Genomic DNA, 16,224 nt, shown 5'->3' with positions numbered 1-16,224 from the left:
CTCGGAGGAAGCGAAGGAGGATGGGGAGAGAGGCAGCGCCCGCGGGCCACTCAGGCGGCGCGCTGCTCCTGGGACTCCTGGACGGGGATGGGCAGGCCCTCGTCCTTCTTCTGGGGGCGCTTGGAGAAGCCGATGCGCTCCATGGCCGCGAACACCACCGGCACCACCAGCAGCGTGAGGAAGGTGGAGGTGATGACGCCGCCGATGACGGCGATGGCCATGGGGGCGCGGAACTCGGAGCCCACGCCCTTGCCGATGGCGGTGGGCACCATGCCGATGGCCATGGCGGCGCTCGTCATGAGGATGGGACGCAGCCGGCGCGGGCCCGCCTTCATGAGCGCCTCGTCCACCGTGGCGCCCTCGCGCAGGTACTGCAGCGCGCCGTCCACCAGGAGGATGGCGTTCTTCGTCACCAGGCCCATCAGCAGGATGATGCCGATCATCGCGCCCATGGACACGTGGTAGCCGCCGAGGAACAGCCCCAGCAGCGCGCCCACCAGCGCCAGCGGCAGCGACACCATGATGGTGAAGGGGTGCTTGAGCGACTCGAACTGGCTGGCGAGCACCATGTAGATGAAGACGAAGGCCAGCAGGAACGCGCCGCTGAAGGCGTCGTTCTGCTCGGTCATCATCTTGATCTGCCCGTCGTAGATGAGCGAGTAGCCCGGGGCCAGCGGCTGCTCGGCGATCTTCTGCTTGAGCTGCGCCGCCACGTCACCCAGCGGGGCGCCATTGAGCTGCGAGAAGATGGCGATCTGCCGCTGACGGTTCTCGTGCTCGATGACGCTGGGCCCGTCGCGCAGCTCCACCTTCGCCACGTCCGTCACCGGGACGAGCCCCTTGGGCGTGGCAATCATGATCTGCCGCACGCGCTCGGGGGTGCCGCGGTCGCGCTCGCTCAGCCGCACGCGGATGTCCGTCTCATCCACGCCCTCGCGCAGCTTGGCGGCCACGTCACCACCGATGGCCATGCGCATCTGCAGGGCGATGGCCGCCGCGCTCACGCCCAGATCCTTGGCGCGCGCCCGGTCCACCTCGATGGTCAGCTCCGGCTTGGGCGGGTTGAAGTCCACGCGCACGTCCGCGGTGCCCTTGATGTCGCGCAGAATCTGGGCGATGCGCTCGGCCTCCTGGCGGATGGTCGCCAGCTCCGGGCCGGTGACGCGCACCATGATGGGGAAGAAGTCGCCGCCCAGGCCGTCGATGATGGGCAGGTCCTGCAGGTTGATGCGGGTGGCGGGCAGCTCCGGGGTGAGCAGCTCGCGCGCCTCGTCCTTGATGGCCTGGATGCCCCGGGCGCGCTCCTGCTTGCCCGTGGTGATGACGCGCAGGCGCGCCTTGTTCACATCGCCGTTGTCACCGACGATGGAGTAGACGTCCGTCACCTCGGGGATGCCCTTGAGGAGCTTCTCGGCCTGCTCCACGCGCCGGCCCGTCTGCTCCAGGCTGGAGGCATCCGGCAGGATGAGCTGCACGATGAACTGCGAGCGGTCCTCGGCCGAGATGAACTCCATGCCCAGGCGGCTGGCGGCCCCGAAGGACACCACCATCACCAGCACGGTGATGCCCATGGTGAGCCACTTGTGGTCCAGCACCCAGCGCAGGATGTCCGAGTAGACACGCTCGCTGCCATCCAGGAAGCGGCGGATAGCGGCGGCCACCGGATGCTCCTGGTGGTGCTCGCCCGCCATGCGCTGCTTCGCCAGCCGCGCGGACAGCATGGGGTCCAGCGTGAAGGAGATGAAGAGCGAGATGAGCACCGCCACCGAGATGGTGATGCCGAACTGCTGGAGGAACTGGCCCACCATGCCCGGCATGAAGGCCACCGGGATGAACACCGCCACCAGGGCGAACGTGGTGGCGAGCACCGCCAGGCCCACGTCCTTGGTGCCGTTGGCGGCCGCGCTCACCGGATCCTCGCCCTGCTCCAGGCGATGGGTGATGGCCTCGCGCACCACCACCGCGTCGTCGATGAGCAGACCGATGGCCAGCGACAGCGCCAGCAGCGTCATCTGGTTGAGCGAGTAGTTCAGCAGGTACATCACGAAGAACGTACCGACGACGGAGGTGGGCAGCGCCAGCGAGGAGATGAAGGTGCCGCGCGGATCCAACAGGAACATCAGGATGATGAGCACCGCCATCGCGCCGCCGAAGAGGAGGGCCACCCACACCTCGTGGGCGTTCTCGCGGATGTCCACCGATTGGTCGATGAGCAGCCGCGTCTGGAAGCCATGGCCCAGGGTGGGCACCAGCTTGTCCATCGCCTTCTTCACCGCGTCGCTCACCGCCACCGTGTTGGAGCCAGGCTGCTTGACGACCTCCAGGATGACGGCGTCCACGCCGTTGAGGCGCGCCGTGGTGCGCCGCTCGGCCGCGCCGTCGGTGATGGTGGCGATCTCCTCCAGCCGCACCTGGGCGCCCGTGCGGCTCTGGGCCACCGGGAGCTGGCGCAGCTCGTCCACGCTCTTGAACTGACCCAGCGAGCGCACCGTCAGCTCCGTGGGCCCGAGTTGCAACCGGCCCGCCGGCAGATCCAGGTTCTCCGTGCCGATGCGCTGGGCGATGTCCATCGCGGACACCCCCACCGCGCGCGCCTTGTCCAGGTCCAGCTCCACCTGGATCTCCCGCACGTCGCCGCCCTCGATGCTCACGTCCGCCACGCCCTCGATCTGCGCCAGGGCCGGCTTGAGCTTGTCCTCGATGATTTTACGCACCGTGCGCGAGTCCGCCTGCGCGCTCGCCGCGTAGGTGAGGACGGGCACCGCGGAGATGTCCACGCGGCTCACCATCGGCACATCCGCGTCCTGCGGCAGCTTGTTGACGATGCCCGAGACCTTGTCGCGCACCTCCTGAGCCGACCGGTCCAGGTTGGCCGACAGCTTGAACTGCACCACCACCGTGCCGACGTTCTCCCGGCTCCAGGAGTGGATCTTGTCCACGCCGCTGATGCCGGCGACGGCATCCTCGATGGGCTTGATGACCTGGGTCTCGATCTCCCCCGGGCCCGCGCCCTTGTAGACGGTGGTGACCACCACCACCGGGAAGGAGACGTCCGGGAAGAGATCGGTTCCCAGCCGCGTGTACCCCATCACCCCGAGGACGATGAGGCAGAGGGACATCATGGCCGTGAAGATCGGCCGGCGAATGGAGACGTCGCTGAGGAGCATGGGGGGGACGCCCTGGAGTCGTGCGGCGGGGATTACTTCACGGAGACGCGCGTACCCTCGGAGAGGGACGGCGTGGGGAACTCGACGACCTTGTCCAGCGGGGCGGCGGCCTTCACCACCACCTCGCGCATGCCGCGCTCGATGACCTGGACGTCCACGCGGTGCACCTCGCCGGTGGAGCCCACCACGTAGACGTGGTCCCCGCCCGAGGAGGACAGCGCGCTGGTGGGCAGCGCCTGCGCCTCCTGCGAGTCGCTCAGCGGGAGGAGGACGCGCGCCAGGGTGTTGGCCACGAAGCGCCCCTCCTTGTTGGGCACCAGGATGTCCACGGGAATCCGGCGCGTGGCCGGGTCCGCCGAGGCGATGACGGTGCGGATGACGGCCTCGTCCGTGGTGGCGCCGCCCCCGATGACCTCCACGCGCACCTTCGTGCCCGGCTTGAGGTGGGCGCGGACGGAATCGGCCACCGTCGTCTTCAGGAGCAGCGTGCCGAGGTTCTCCACCGAGAACAGGGGCACGCCGGGGCCCACGATGGCGCCCACCTGCTCGGGCGCGTCGACGATGGTGCCGGAGAAGGGCGCCTTGAGGTCGTGCTTGCGCCGGCCCGCCTGCGCCTGCGCGAGCTGCGCCTTCGCGGCGAGCAGCTGCGCCTCGGCCTGCTTCGCCTGGGTGCTGGAGGTGAGGTTCTGCAGGTCGCTCACGTTGCCCTGCTCCTGCAGCTTCGCGTTGCGGCCGGCCACGTCGGCGGCCATGGCGGCGCTCACCTCGGCGGCGGCCACCGCGGCCTGGGCCTGCGCGAGCTGGGCGTCGGAAATCTCCGCGTTGAGCTGCGCGAGCACCTGGCCCTCCTGCACCGTCTGGCCCTTCTTCACGCGCACCTTGTCCAGGCGGCCGCCCACCTCGAAGCCCACCTGCAGGGCCTGGGCGGGGAAGAGCGTGCCCGTCACCTCCTCGCGCAGCGACGTCTTCACCGCGCGCGGGGTGAGCACCGTCACCGAGGGAACCTCCGCCGGGGCGGCCTTGGTGGAGGCGGCGGCGGGCGAAGCGGCGTCGGCCTTGCAGCCCGAGAGGGGCAGCGCGGTGGCGGCCAGGCCCACGGCGGCGAGCCCGGCGACAAGCGGCGTCCTGGAGAGTTTCACGGTCATGACCTCGAGGTGCTACGGGGACGAGAGAGCGCGCGAGCCTGGGGCTTGCGCGGGGAAGTCTTCCGGGCCACGGGCCGCGGAGGCAGGCTGCCCTCGCGGATGAGCCGGTGGATGGAGCGGGCCCACTCCGCCAGGTCCGGCTTGTGCTCCATCTGGCTCATCTGCTGCGCGAGCAGCACGTACGTGCCGACGATGAGCGAGCCGATGACGGTGGGCGGCACGTCCGCGCGGCTCACGCGGTCCGCCTGCAGGCGCTGGAACTCCTGCGCCACCCGCGTCACCTCGCGATCCACCAGGCCCCACATCAGCGACTCGAACTCGGTGCCCTGGCTGCCGCGCATGAGCACGTGCACCACATCGCGGTAGGCCCACATCAACTCCAGCGTGCCCAGGTCCGCCTCGGTGTTCATCTCCACCATCAGCTCGTAGCGCTCGGAGCGCTCGGCCACGTCGCGCGCCTCCAGCGCGCCGTGCTCGGCGTGGAAGCGCTCCATCTCCTGGATGCGCCGCTCGACGAGCACGTTCATCGCGGAGGTGAACTCGCCCACCAGCTCGCCGAAGAGGGCCTCCTTGGAGGCGGCGTGCAGGTAGAAGGCGCCCTTGGAGAGGCCGCAGGCGGCGGTGATGTCCTCGATGCGCGCCCCGCGCAGGCCCTTCTTCACGAACTCCGCGCGCGCGGCGGCGAAGAGGGCTGCTCGGGCATGAGGATCCGCGGGACGGGCCATGACGGCCGCATGACTAACCCGCCGGTCAGAAACTCCGCCAGGGGGTTACTGAATCACGGGTCAGAAATCCCCCATGCGTCACTTATCGAACACATCAGAGAAGCTGATGGGTCCAGCAAGCTACGGCGAAGGAGCGCCGAGCCGTCCCAGGGCAGTGCACAGGGGGCACGCGGCCGGGGCGTGGGGCACCTCGCGGCGGTGGAGGTCCAACACCGCGCGGGACACCTCGGCCAGCTCGCGGCGCACCTCGCGCCGGGCGCCCTTCACCCGGGCGATGGAGAGGTTGTCGTAGGCCGTCGTCTGGTGGCGCATCCAGGCGATGACGGCGGCCTCGGCACGGCGCTCCAAAGGAATCCGCTCGGTACGGGCCACCGTGCCGCTGCCCACCGGGGTGGCATGGGCGGACACGGCCACCGCCAGCTTCTTGGCCTGGGGCATGAAGACGGGCGCGAAGGCGAGGAAGCGCAGCACGGCGTTGGCGAAGTCCACCTCGTACTCGGCCTGCTCGCGCTCGCGGCGGCGCACGTCCGCCTCGCGGCGTTTGGCGTAGGCGGGGGTGGCGCGCTCGGACTCCAGGGCGGCCCGGGCGGCGGTGATGTGGGCCTCGGGCGCCCATACACCCTGAGAGAAGATTTTGCGGCCCTTCTTCTCCACCACCGTCCAGCTGGGGCCGGCGGCCTTCACCCGGCGCGTGAGTCCCGCGTCACCCGGGGGCAGCAGGGCCCAGCCGGGGGGGACGGAGAGGAGGGAGCCATCGGCCGCGCGCACGCGGCGCGGGTCGCTCGTGGGGGAGACGGTGAGGGTGTCGCTCATGTCGGGGGCTGGCGCCTATAGCGCATGCATGGTCAGAGGGGGAAGCGCCCCCGCGTCAACCTCTGCTAGATGGGGCATGTCGCCAGCGCTCGGACGCGGCGCGGGAGGGTCTTCAATCGTGGGCAGCGCTGGCATGTCCATTCTCAGGCTCACCTTCCTCGGCACCTCGGCCGCACAGCCGACGTTGCACCGCAACCTGTCCGGGCTGGCGGTGAAGGCGGACTCGGACCTCCTCCTCTTCGACTGTGGCGAGGGCAGCCAGCGGCAGATGGTCCGCTTTGGCACCGGCTTCACCGTGGACGCCGTCTTCTTCACCCACTTCCACGCCGACCACTACCTGGGAATCATCGGCTTTTTGCGCACGCTGGGGATGATGGGCCGCGACTCGCCGGTGCAGCTGTACGGCCCGCCCCCAGCGCGGCGGCTGCTGAACCAGGCGGTGCACCTGGGCGTGGAGACGCTGTCCTTCCCGGTGGAGTTCCACGAGCTGCGCGACGGCGACAAGGTGGAGCGGCGCGGCTACACGGTGCAAGCGGTGGGGGTGGATCACCGCATCAACGCGCTCGGCTACGTGCTGCAGGAGGACGAGCGCCCGGGCAAGTTCAACCTGGAGAAGGCCAAGGCGATGGGGATTCCCTCGGGGCCCATCTACGGCCAGCTGCAGCGGGGCGAGACGGTGACGCTGCCGGACGGCCGCACCATCCATCCCGACGAGGTGGTGGGAGACACTCGGCCCGGGCGGCGGCTGGTCATCTCCGGCGACACCCGCCCGTGCCAGTCCCTGGTGCGCGCGGCGAAGGACGCGGACCTGCTCATCCACGAGTCCACCTTCTCCGACGACGAGCAGGCGCGCGCACACGAGACGCGGCACTCGACGGCGCGCGAGGCGGCGCAGGTGGCGCGCGACGCGGGCGCCAAACGGCTCATCCTCACGCACCTGTCCAGCCGCCATGACACGGACCCCTCGCGGCTGCTCATCCAGGCGCGCGAGGAGTTCAAGGGGCCCGTCGAGGTGGCCTACGACGGGCTCACCGTGGAGCTGCCCCTGCGCGACTGAGCGCGCGGGGCCGGGCGCTACTTGATGGTGTTCTCGGCCTCGGTGCGCAGCGCCTTGGCCGCCTCGGGGTCGATGCGCTGCAGCAACTCCCACTCCATCTCCATGTCACGGACCATGTTGGTGGTGTCGGTGCCAATCTCGCGGCGCTGGCCGGTCTGCGCGTCCACCGGGCCCTGTCCGGCCTCGACGCGGTTCTGCTTGAAGATCTCCACCGAGCACATGGCCGGGGTCGGCTGCTTGCCGCGCACCAGGTAGCGCACGTAGTTGGTGCCCAGCGTCGAGGGCGCGCCAACCATCTGCCAGTCGGTGCTGATCTCATAGGCGCCCGGGGCCTCGCGCAGCGGCAGCTCCTTCTCCTTGAGCAGCATGCGCACCTGCGGCCACACCTCGGCGATGGGCTTGCGGTAGACGTGCTGGGCCGCCTTGTCCTGGATGTAGGCCTCGCGGCGGCTGGCCGCGCAGCCGGTGGCGAGGGTGGTGACGGCGAGCAGCACCAGCGACAGGGACCACGGCGAGCGCTTCGACGGATTCATTCGGTTCTCCCCCACTCGAGTTGATGATGAGGAGTGGATTTGAAGCACGGGCTCCCGCTCGCGCCAAGCCACCCGAGGTGAACGCTCCCGGGGGGAGGTAGTGTGCAGCGGGCCTGCAACCCAGCAGCTTGCCTGGAAACCGCCCGGGGAGCCGTGAGGGCCGGGCACCCGGGTAGACTCCTTTCCCCATGAAGGACGGGCCCATCCGCCGTGCCATCAAACGGGTAGCGCTGGTGCGCTACACCATCGACCTGTGGCTCACCCGCCTGGTGCTGCGGGCCCGGGGAGAGCCGCGCTACCGGCTCAAGGGCGCCTGCAACGGCTGCGGCCGGTGCTGCGAGACGCCCGTCATCCCCGTGAGCCGGCCCGTGTTCTTCCTGCGCTCGCTGCGCTGGCTCACGCTCACGTGGCACCGCGTCGTCAACGGCTTCGAGTTCGTGAGCGATGACCGGCGGCTCAAGCTCTTCGTCTTCCGCTGCACGCACTACGACCCGGTGACGAAGCAGTGCGACTCGTACGGCAGCCGCCCGGGCATGTGCCGGGACTACCCGCGCAACCTCGTCTACGAGGCCCTGCCGGAGTTCTTTCCCGAGTGCGGCTACTCGGCCTCGTACAAGAAGGGCGAGCAGATGCGGCAGGCCCTGCTGAAGGCCCACCTCCCGCCGGAGAAGTACGCGGAGCTGGTGCGCAAGCTCCACCTCGAGGAGTGAGCCGGGGCCGCGTCACGCCGGGGCTCGAGGCCCCTCGTGGGACTCCACCACCGTGGGCCAGCGCGCCTCCTCGAACGTCATGGGGCGCCCCGCGGAGAAGTGCTCGATGAGGAGCGCCGCCACCTTCTCCGGCGCCTCCAGCGGCACGAAGTGGCCCTCCTCGGGCAGGCAGTGCACCGCGGGCTTGCGTTCGAAGTACGGCTCCAGCCCCTGGGTGAGTTGCTTGCGCAGGGCGGCGTCCTGCTCGCCCCAGATGAGCAGGAAGGGCGCGCGGATGCGCGGGTAGGGCCTCGACTCGCGCAGCCGGCGCGGGTCGACGGTGCGGCGGAACAGCATGCGGTAGTAGTCGATGGCCGCGCGCGCCGCCTCGCGGCTGGAGAAGTTCGCCTCGTACTCGGCCAGCCGTCCCGGGGGCACGCGCTCCGGGTCCACCATCGCCCGCCGCAACAGGCGCGGCACCAGCGCCCCACCCCGCGCGGAGAGCAGGTACTCGGGCAGGAAGGGAAGCTGGAAGAAGAAGATGTACCAGGAGCGCACGAGCTGCCCGGGCTTCCACAGCTCCCGGGCCATCTGCTCCGGATGCGGCGCATTGACGACGGCCAGACGCTCCACCACCTCCGGGTACAGGGCCGCCACGTGGTAGGCGATGAGCCCGCCCCAGTCGTGGCCCACGAGGTACACGGGCCGCTCCGGCTGGAGGTGGCGCGCCAGCTGGACGATGTCGTTGGCCAGCGTGTCGAGGTCATAACCCTCCTGGGGCCGGTCCGTGCCGCCATAGCCGCGCAGGTCCGGCGCCACCGCGTGGAAGCCCGCCATGGCCAGCCGGGGCAGCACCTCGCGCCAGCTCTCGGACAGCTCGGGGAAACCGTGGAGCAGGAGCACCAGCGGCCCCTCGGCGGGGCCCGCCTCCAGCACCTGCATGCGCAGGCCCGGCAACGGAATGGAGCGAGGAGTGATGGGATTCATTGCGCACAGAGCTAGGGTCGTCCCCCTCCGCGAGGAAGCGGCCCCGGGGCAGGACGTCAGGCGCCATACACGCGTGACGTGCTCCCCCTCCCCCACCGCTCCACCGTGGACATCATGGAGCCGCCCGATGATTCCCCTCAGCGACGACAACCCCACACTCCGCACGCCGGTTGTCACCTACCTGCTGCTGGCCGCCATTGGCGCCACCTGGGTCTTCGTGCAGGGCGCCGGCCTGAACCCGCTGGTCCTGGTCTCCAGCGTGTGCAACCTCGGGCTCGTCCCGGGAGAGCTCACCGGGCGGGCCCCGCTGGGCCTCGCGGTTCCCCTGGGAGACGGCCTGTCCTGTGTGGTCGATGACGAGGCCATCAACCGCTACACGCCCCTCACCTCCATGTTCCTCCACGGCAGCTGGGGCCACATCCTGGGCAACTGCCTCTTCTTCTGGGTCTTCGGCAACAACGTCGAGGACAGCATGGGCCGGCTGCGCTTCCTCGTCTTCTACGTCGTGTGCGGCCTGGCGGCGGCGGCGGCGCAGGTGGTGATGGACCCCGGCTCGCCCATCCCCATGGTGGGGGCCTCGGGCGCCATCTCCGGAGTGATGGGGGCCTACCTCATCCTCTACCCGCGCGTGCGGGTGAACATGCTCTTCATCTTCTTCATCATCTTCCGCATCATCCCCCTGCCCGCCTGGGCGGTGCTGCTGTGGTGGTTCGGCGTGCAGATCATCACCGGCCTGCCCCAGCTCAACCAGCTCGAGTCCCAGGGAGGGGTCGCGGTGTGGGCCCACGTAGGAGGCTTCGTCGCGGGGGTGGTGTTGGTGAAACTCTTCGAGAATCGGGCGCTCACGTCGCAGCGCACCGGGTGGCGGCACCGGCTGCACCCGGACCATCCGTGAAGCGGGGAGGTGGCGTCGGGAACAGCCGTGCCGAGGCGTCGGTTGGGGTGCGCGACAGGGGCATGCGGTTTGCTCCATGACAGCGCGAGGCTTCGAAACGTGGCCCGAGGGACTCACCTCCCTCGGAAGCCGTTCGTGAGGGTGTGGCACGATGCGTTGGGGGTGGACCGTCCAGTCTTGCATTCCGCGGCGGCCGGCACTGGTGCTGGCGCTGCTGGCCCTGTTGCTGCTGGACTCGCCGCGAGGCGCGTCCGCGCAGTCCGAGACGGAGCCCTTGCTGCCCCAACCTCTGACGCTGCGTGTGCCGCCCCTCCAGACGGTGAACGAGGAGGAGCTGCTGCGCGTCACGGTGCAGGTGGAGGGAGCCCAGGGACGCACCCGCGTCTTCGTGGACGGGCTGCCGCCGGGAGCGCACTGGGACGAGGCCGCTCGCACGCTCACCTTCCAGCCGGACTTCATCCAGGGCGGGTGGCGCCACGAGGTGACGTTCACCGCCCAGGACAGCCGGGCCACGGCGCAGACGCGGATGACGATCGCCGTGCGCGACACCGTGCGCCCGCCCGAGCCGCGCATCATCGGGAGCGAGGAGCTGCCCGGCACCCTGCGGCTGACGGTGGAGCAGCCCACGGACGCGTGGCTGGACAGCCCCGGGTACGCCGGGCGCACCTTCCCCGCGGTGGTGTCGGTGCCGCTGGCGGCCTCGGCCGGCTACCCCATGCCGGTGACGGTGCGCCTGCACGGCGTGGGCAACTGGCCGCCTGGCACCCAGGTGTCCCCGGACCGCTTCGTCATCGAGCCGAGTGATCCAAACCTCACCTACTGGTGGGGCTACGCCGAGAGCCTGCCGCGCAGCCAGTCGCTGGCGGGCCCGGTGCCGCCGTACACCACGCGCCGGGTGCTGGCGCTGCTGGAGTGGGTGCTGCGCACCTACCCGGGCGCGGATCCCGAGCGCGTCTTCGTGGAGGGAGACTCCATGGGCGGCGCGGGCGCGCTGGCGCTCGGCCTGCTGGAGTCGCGGCACTTCGCGGGGGTGTTCGCCCGGCACGCGCAGCCGGTGGCGCGCGCCCACCGTCCCTGGCGGCTGGCGCAGCTCTCCTCGCTGTGGGGCATGCCCGAGGAGGAGGTGCCGGACGCGGATGGCCTGGGCGTGTGGAGCCGCCTGGACTTGACGCGGGCCCTGCGCGACGAGCCCGGCGCCCGCTCGCAGTTCCTCTTCCTGGAGCACGGCAAGGACGATCCCATCATCCACTTCGGCTCCGTGGTGGGGCCCAGCAGCCTCACCGGCGTGTCCTTCTACGAGATGCTGCAGACGCAGCACATCGGCCACGTCGCCGTCTGGGACGAGGGCGGCCACGTGGAGACGGACCCGTGGCTGGGCCCGCGCTGGTGGGACCGGGGCTGGAACCCGCGCGCGGACGCGCAGACACTGCTGCGGCGCGACCTGGCCTTCCCGGCCTTCAGCCGCTCCTCGTGGGACGGCCACCCGGGCAGCGGCGGCAACGGGCGCCAGCCCTGGCGCAACGACTCCGGCTACGCGGGAGACCCGAAGGTGGCCGGCGACACGGGCTGGGATGGAGACGTGGCGGGCATGCTCAACCGCTCGCTGCGCTGGGACACCCGCCAGCTGGTGGACACGCACGGGCGCTTCGCGCTGCCGCTGCGCGCGGTGATTGGCCCCGGTGTCACCGACTCGCCCGTGGTGGACGTGACGCCCCGGCGCGTGCAGCGCTTCCGGTGCCTGCCCGGCGAGCGCATCCGCTGGACCTTCGGCAAGGCCAGCGGCACCGTCACCGCCGCCTCGGACGGCACCGTCACCGTGCCCCGCCTGCGCCTGGGCGCGGAATGGACGCAGCTGGTGCTCGAGCGCGGCTGAGCCGCCTCCTCCGGCCCCTCCCCGAGCCCGCCCCGAGCCCTCCCCCTCCACCGGACGGAGCGGCGCCCCACCGGCTTGACTACAGCCGTAGTCACCGCTACCTTGCTTCGTGACGACACTTGTAGTCACGCGGGTGAGGGTCATGAAGAAGCCGGTGGGAGACCAGGAGCTGGTGGTGCTGCGCTGGGTGGCGGAGCACGGCCCCGTCACGGTGGGCGAGGTGGCGGAGAAGTTCGGCGAGCCGCAGGGGCTGGCGCGCTCCACCATCCTCACGGTGATGGAGCGGCTGCGCGGCAAGGGGCACCTCACGCGGCACAAGGTGGAGGGCGTCTACCAGTACAGCTCGAGCGTGCCGCTGGCGGAGCTGCTGCGGGGCGTGGTGGGGGACTTCGTGCAGAAGTCGCTGGCGGGCTCGCTCTCGCCCTTCGCCACGTGGCTGTCCCAGGCCGACGAGGTGAGTGACGAGGAGCTGCGTCAGCTGGAGGAGGCCGTCGCCCGGCTCAAGTCGAAGAAGGAGGGAGAGGAATGAGCGCCCTGGACATGCACGCGATGATGGAGCACGGGCTGGGTGTGCTGCGGACGCTGTGGCTGGTGACGTGGCAGGGAGCGCTCTGCGCGCTGGCCGTGTGGGCCCTCACGCGGCTGCTGCCGAGGCTGCCCGCGTCCGTGCGCACCATGCTGTGGTGGTTCGTGGGCCTCAAGTGCCTGGTGGGCCTGTGCGCGCCTGGGCCGTTGCGCCTGCCCCTGCTGCCCGCGCCCGAGGCGCCCGCGGCCGTCGTGCGGACGGCGGTCCCCACCGTGGCCCCCACGGCCGCCCCCGGCCAGCCCACTCCGAGCGTGCTCGCGCCGGAGCACACCGAGGCGCGCACGGACTGGCGGCCCCTGCTGCTGGGCGCGCTGCTGCTGTGGCTCGGAGGCATCGCCTGGCAGGGCCGCGAGTTGCTGCGGGGACTCGTGCAGCTGCGCCGCATCCGGCGAGAGGCTCGGCCCCTGGAGGACGCCCCGCTGCACCAGGCGGCGGAGGTGCTCGGACGCGAGCTGGGCCTCGAGCGCGTTCCCCCGCTGCTCGTCTCCGAGCATGCGCCGAGCCCGCTCGCGCTCGGCCTCTTGCGCCCGGAGATCATCCTCCCGCGCCGCGCGCTGGAGTCCCTGTCGCCCCTGCAGCAGCGCATGGCCCTGGCGCACGAGCTCGCTCACGTGCGGCGCGGGGACCTGTGGCTCGGCTGGGTGCCGGCGCTCGCGCAGGTGGCGCTCTTCTTCCATCCGCTCGTGCGGCGCGCGTGCCGGGAGTACGCGCTCGCCCGCGAGGAGGCCTGTGATGCCGCCGCGCTCCAGGCCACCGGGGCCGAGCCCCGCGAGTACGGGCGGCTGCTTCTCGTCTTTGGTGTCGCCCGCGCTCCGGCTGCCGCGGCGGTGCCTGGTGCCTCGTCACACCTCGCAGCCCTGAAACGGAGGATCGCCATGCTGGAACACGCCGGTACCGATTCGAAGCAGCGCCATCAGTGGGTTCGCTGGACCCTGGGAGGCCTCGCCCTGGTGGCACTCGTGCCCTTCCAGGTGGTGGCCCGGGAGACGCCCGCCGCGCCCGCGGCCGCCGTGGCGACGTCCACCGTCACTCCGCCCGCCGCGCCCGTGAAGGCCTCGGCGCCCACCCTGCCCGCGCGGGCCCCGGCTCCCCTGCCCCGGCTCGCCCTCGCGACGCCTCCGGTCCCGCCCACGCCCCCCACGCCCCCGAGCGCGCCGGTGGCGGTGGCGCACGAGGAGATGGACGGCGACATGTTCGCCTATGTCCTCCTGCGCGGCCCCGACAACAACACGACCATGGGCGGCTCGATGCGTGACCTGCGCCGGGCCCGCTCCCTGGCGGGCGGGACGCTGCCCGTCCTCTACATGCGCCAGGACGAGCAGGAGTACCTCATCCGCGACGCGGCGACGCTGAAGTCCTTCGAGAACGCCTTCGCGCCCGTGGAGGAGATCGGCAAGAAGCAGCAGGAGATTGGCGAGAAGCAGTCGGAGCTGGGCGAGAAGATGGGCGAGCTCGGCGAAAAGATGGGCGAGCTCGGCGGCAAGCAGGGCGAGGTGGGCGGGAGGATGGGCGAGCTGGGCGGCAAGCAGGGCGAGCTCGGCGCGAAGCTGGGCGAGCTCGCGCGGAAGGAGGCGGAGCTCTCCCGCGCGCAGGAGCAGTACGAGGAGGAGCACGGCAAGGAGTCCCCGGAGCTCGCGCAGCAGCTGGCGCAGCTGGAGCGTGAGGAGGAGGCCATCGACAAGCAGATGGACGAGCTCGGCCGGCAGATGGATGAGATCAGCGGCGAGATGGACAAGTACAGCGGGCCCATGGAGGAGCTGGGCCGCGAGATGGAGAAGTACAGCGCGCCCATGGAGGAGTACGGCCGGCAGATGGGGGTGCTCGGCGAGCAGATGGAGAAGGCCCACCACGAGGCCCTGAAGAAGGCGCGGGCCCTCCTGGATGACGCCGTGCGCAAGGGGCAGGCCGAGCCGGTGAAGCGCTAGCCCCACCCCCGTAATTCCCACTCGCGCGCGAGTGCGCCAGAGTGCAGCGCCACCGACCCCGGCAAGCGGGGCAGTCTGAAAGGTGTGCGATGCACGGTATGAAGTCTCTCCTTGGCGCGGTGCTCCTCGTCGTGTGCGCGGCCGGTTGTGCCCGGCGTGCTCCCGAGGCGCAGCAGACCCCCTCTTCTTCCACCACCACCGTGTATGTGGCGCGGCGCGTGCGGACGCTCGATGCGGAGCGGCCCGTGGCCGAAGCGCTCTCCGTGCGCGCGGGGAAGGTGCTCGCGGTGGGCACCCGGGACGAGGTGCTCGCCGCGGCGGGAGAGGGCGCGCGGGTAGTGGACCTGGGAGACGCGACGGTGGTGCCCGGCCTCACCGATGCGCACGGGCACCTGGCGGGCCTCGGCGCCAGTCTCGCCGGGGTGCGGCTGGAGGGCACGGCCTCGCGTGACGAGGTGCTGTCGCGCGTGGCCTCCGCGCCCGCCACGGCCCGTCAGGGGGACTGGCTGATCGGCCAGGGGTGGGACCAGAACGACTGGCCGGAGAAGAGCTTCCCCAGCCGCGCGGAGCTGGACGCGACGCATCCGAACACGCCCGTGGTGCTCGATCGCATCGACGGCCACGCGATGTGGGTGAACAGCGAGGCCCTGCGGCGCGCGAAGATCACCAAGGACACCCCCGACCCGGAGGGAGGCCGCATCCTGCGCGGCGCGGACGGCGAGCCCACGGGCATCCTCGTGGACAACGCGATGAACCTGGTGAACGCGGTGCTGCCGCCGGCCACGGACGCGCAGCACGAGGCGCGGCTCGCCGCGGCGCTCGCGCACTGCGCCGAGGTGGGACTGACGGGCGTGCACGACGCGGGCATGGACCTGCGCACCTTCCGGCTGATGCAGCGCTGGGACAAGGAGGGCAAGCTGCCGCTGCGCCTCTACGTGATGGCGGATGGCCAGGGAGCGGACCGCGAGACGTACCTGCGCGAGGGCCCCTTCCAGGGCCGGATGCTGACGCTGCGCGCGGTGAAGCTGAGCCTGGACGGAGCGCTGGGGAGCCGGGGCGCGGCGCTGCACGCGCCCTACAGCGACGAGCCGGCCCACCGCGGGCTGCTGCTGCTCTCGCCCGAGGAGTACGAGGCGCGGGTGAAGGCCTTCATGGAGCGCGGCTTCCAGGTGGCCACGCACGCGATTGGAGACCGGGCGAACACGCTGGTGCTGGAGACGCTGCTGCGCCAGGCGGAGGCCACGGGGACGCGCCACCTGCGGCACCGGGTGGAGCACGCGCAGGTGATGCGGCTGGAGGACATCCAGCGGCTGGGCCAGAACGGCTTCGTGGCGAGCATGCAGCCCACGCACGCGACGAGCGACATGCCCTGGGCGGAGACGCGCGTGGGCCCCGAGCGCATCCAGGGCGCGTACGCGTGGCGCAAGCTGAAGGAGGCGGGGGCGCCGCTGGCGTTCGGCAGTGACTTCCCGGTGGAGCGGGCGGACGTGCTGCTGGGACTGTACGCGGCGCGCACGCGGCAGGACGCCGAGGGCCAGCCCCTCAACGGGTGGTTCCCCGCGCAGCGGCTGAGCGGCGAGGAGGCCCTGGAGGGCTTCACGGTGGGTGCGGCCCAGGCGGCCTTCGCCGAGAGCGAGCGGGGCCGGCTCAAGCCGGGCATGGACGCGGACTTCGTCGCGTTCTCGGTGGATCCGGTGGATGCACCTCCAGCCGAGCTGCTCAAGGCCCAGGTGAAGCTCACCGTGGTGGCCGGCACCCAGGTCCACCCGGCCCGCTGAGCCCCCGGTTCGACGTGTCGAAGAGGGCTCTCGACGCGTCGAAACCCCGCT

General features: G+C 71.2%; 13 protein-coding genes. 7 read left to right on the top strand and 6 right to left on the bottom strand.

Features of this window, described 5'->3' with window-relative positions:
* Positions 1 to 50: 50 nt before the first annotated feature.
* From NR798_RS05350 to NR798_RS05335, 4 genes are all read right to left on the bottom strand, one after another.
* Complete coding sequence (locus NR798_RS05350; protein WP_375770327.1) at positions 51 to 3,167, bottom strand: efflux RND transporter permease subunit; 3,117 nt, start codon at positions 3,165 to 3,167, stop codon at positions 51 to 53.
* A 32-nt stretch (positions 3,168 to 3,199) separates the two neighbouring features.
* Positions 3,200 to 4,312 carry an efflux RND transporter periplasmic adaptor subunit gene (locus tag NR798_RS05345; RefSeq protein WP_375770326.1) on the bottom strand — a complete coding sequence of 371 codons (1,113 nt, stop codon included), beginning with the start codon at positions 4,310 to 4,312 and terminating at the stop codon, positions 3,200 to 3,202.
* Entirely contained in the window at positions 4,309 to 5,037 is a 729-nt protein-coding gene (locus NR798_RS05340; protein WP_375770325.1) for a TetR/AcrR family transcriptional regulator, read from the bottom strand. The genes NR798_RS05345 and NR798_RS05340 overlap by 4 nt, the downstream gene beginning before the upstream one ends.
* A 120-nt stretch (positions 5,038 to 5,157) precedes the next feature.
* Entirely contained in the window at positions 5,158 to 5,850 is a 693-nt protein-coding gene (locus NR798_RS05335) for a DUF2293 domain-containing protein (RefSeq protein ID WP_375770324.1), read from the bottom strand.
* A gap of 133 nt (positions 5,851 to 5,983) precedes the next feature.
* On the opposite strand from NR798_RS05335, the gene rnz reads away from it, so the two are divergent.
* Positions 5,984 to 6,907 carry a ribonuclease Z gene (rnz, locus tag NR798_RS05330; protein ID WP_375770323.1) on the top strand — a complete coding sequence of 308 codons (924 nt, stop codon included), beginning with the start codon at positions 5,984 to 5,986 and terminating at the stop codon, positions 6,905 to 6,907.
* Positions 6,908 to 6,924: 17 nt separating this feature from the next.
* Here the strand turns inward: rnz and NR798_RS05325 are convergent, their stop codons facing one another.
* A complete protein-coding gene (locus NR798_RS05325) occupies positions 6,925 to 7,440 on the bottom strand; it encodes a hypothetical protein (protein ID WP_375770322.1) in 516 nt (171 codons plus the stop codon).
* Between the two features lie 188 nt (positions 7,441 to 7,628).
* On the opposite strand from NR798_RS05325, the gene NR798_RS05320 reads away from it, so the two are divergent.
* Entirely contained in the window at positions 7,629 to 8,150 is a 522-nt protein-coding gene (locus tag NR798_RS05320; RefSeq protein WP_375770321.1) for a YkgJ family cysteine cluster protein, read from the top strand.
* Positions 8,151 to 8,162: 12 nt separating this feature from the next.
* Here NR798_RS05320 and NR798_RS05315 read toward each other — a convergent pair whose 3' ends face one another.
* Positions 8,163 to 9,116 carry an alpha/beta fold hydrolase gene (locus tag NR798_RS05315; RefSeq protein WP_375770320.1) on the bottom strand — a complete coding sequence of 318 codons (954 nt, stop codon included), beginning with the start codon at positions 9,114 to 9,116 and terminating at the stop codon, positions 8,163 to 8,165.
* A gap of 127 nt (positions 9,117 to 9,243) precedes the next feature.
* Here NR798_RS05315 and NR798_RS05310 point away from each other — a divergent pair, with 127 nt between their 5' ends.
* The 5 genes from NR798_RS05310 to NR798_RS05290 all read left to right on the top strand — a co-directional run bounded on the left by NR798_RS05310 (position 9,244) and on the right by NR798_RS05290 (position 16,173).
* Complete coding sequence (locus NR798_RS05310) at positions 9,244 to 10,011, top strand: rhomboid family intramembrane serine protease (protein WP_375770319.1); 768 nt, start codon at positions 9,244 to 9,246, stop codon at positions 10,009 to 10,011.
* Positions 10,012 to 10,162: 151 nt separating this feature from the next.
* Positions 10,163 to 11,884: a hypothetical protein gene (locus tag NR798_RS05305; RefSeq protein WP_375770318.1), complete on the top strand. Its 1,722-nt coding sequence runs from the start codon at positions 10,163 to 10,165 to the stop codon at positions 11,882 to 11,884.
* Between the two features lie 142 nt (positions 11,885 to 12,026).
* On the top strand, positions 12,027 to 12,413 hold the full coding sequence (locus NR798_RS05300; protein ID WP_375770317.1) for a BlaI/MecI/CopY family transcriptional regulator: 387 nt from the start codon (positions 12,027 to 12,029) through the stop codon (positions 12,411 to 12,413).
* Entirely contained in the window at positions 12,410 to 14,395 is a 1,986-nt protein-coding gene (locus tag NR798_RS05295; protein ID WP_375770316.1) for a M56 family metallopeptidase, read from the top strand. The genes NR798_RS05300 and NR798_RS05295 overlap by 4 nt, the downstream gene beginning before the upstream one ends.
* A gap of 89 nt (positions 14,396 to 14,484) precedes the next feature.
* Positions 14,485 to 16,173: an amidohydrolase gene (locus tag NR798_RS05290; protein WP_375770315.1), complete on the top strand. Its 1,689-nt coding sequence runs from the start codon at positions 14,485 to 14,487 to the stop codon at positions 16,171 to 16,173.
* The last annotated feature ends 51 nt before the right edge of the window (positions 16,174 to 16,224 follow it).

Origin of the sequence: Archangium gephyra, assembly GCF_042230915.1 — a bacterium.
In the GTDB taxonomy this organism is placed as follows: domain Bacteria; phylum Myxococcota; class Myxococcia; order Myxococcales; family Myxococcaceae; genus Archangium; species Archangium gephyra_B.
Note: the sequence above shows the minus strand (reverse complement) of the source record. Positions and strands in the feature narration are given on the sequence as shown.

Bases quoted from the DNA above. Each gene is read 5' to 3' on its own strand.
- NR798_RS05350 (WP_375770327.1), bottom strand. From the start codon at position 3,167: ATGCTCCTCAGCGACGTCTCCATTCGCCGGCCGATCTTCACGGCCATG.
- NR798_RS05345 (WP_375770326.1), bottom strand. From the start codon at position 4,312: ATGACCGTGAAACTCTCCAGGACGCCGCTTGTCGCCGGGCTCGCCGCC.
- NR798_RS05340 (WP_375770325.1), bottom strand. From the start codon at position 5,037: ATGGCCCGTCCCGCGGATCCTCATGCCCGAGCAGCCCTCTTCGCCGCC.
- NR798_RS05335 (WP_375770324.1), bottom strand. From the start codon at position 5,850: ATGAGCGACACCCTCACCGTCTCCCCCACGAGCGACCCGCGCCGCGTG.
- rnz (WP_375770323.1), top strand. From the start codon at position 5,984: ATGTCCATTCTCAGGCTCACCTTCCTCGGCACCTCGGCCGCACAGCCG.
- NR798_RS05325 (WP_375770322.1), bottom strand. From the start codon at position 7,440: ATGAATCCGTCGAAGCGCTCGCCGTGGTCCCTGTCGCTGGTGCTGCTC.
- NR798_RS05320 (WP_375770321.1), top strand. From the start codon at position 7,629: ATGAAGGACGGGCCCATCCGCCGTGCCATCAAACGGGTAGCGCTGGTG.
- NR798_RS05315 (WP_375770320.1), bottom strand. From the start codon at position 9,116: ATGAATCCCATCACTCCTCGCTCCATTCCGTTGCCGGGCCTGCGCATG.
- NR798_RS05310 (WP_375770319.1), top strand. From the start codon at position 9,244: ATGATTCCCCTCAGCGACGACAACCCCACACTCCGCACGCCGGTTGTC.
- NR798_RS05305 (WP_375770318.1), top strand. From the start codon at position 10,163: ATGCGTTGGGGGTGGACCGTCCAGTCTTGCATTCCGCGGCGGCCGGCA.
- NR798_RS05300 (WP_375770317.1), top strand. From the start codon at position 12,027: ATGAAGAAGCCGGTGGGAGACCAGGAGCTGGTGGTGCTGCGCTGGGTG.
- NR798_RS05295 (WP_375770316.1), top strand. From the start codon at position 12,410: ATGAGCGCCCTGGACATGCACGCGATGATGGAGCACGGGCTGGGTGTG.
- NR798_RS05290 (WP_375770315.1), top strand. From the start codon at position 14,485: ATGCACGGTATGAAGTCTCTCCTTGGCGCGGTGCTCCTCGTCGTGTGC.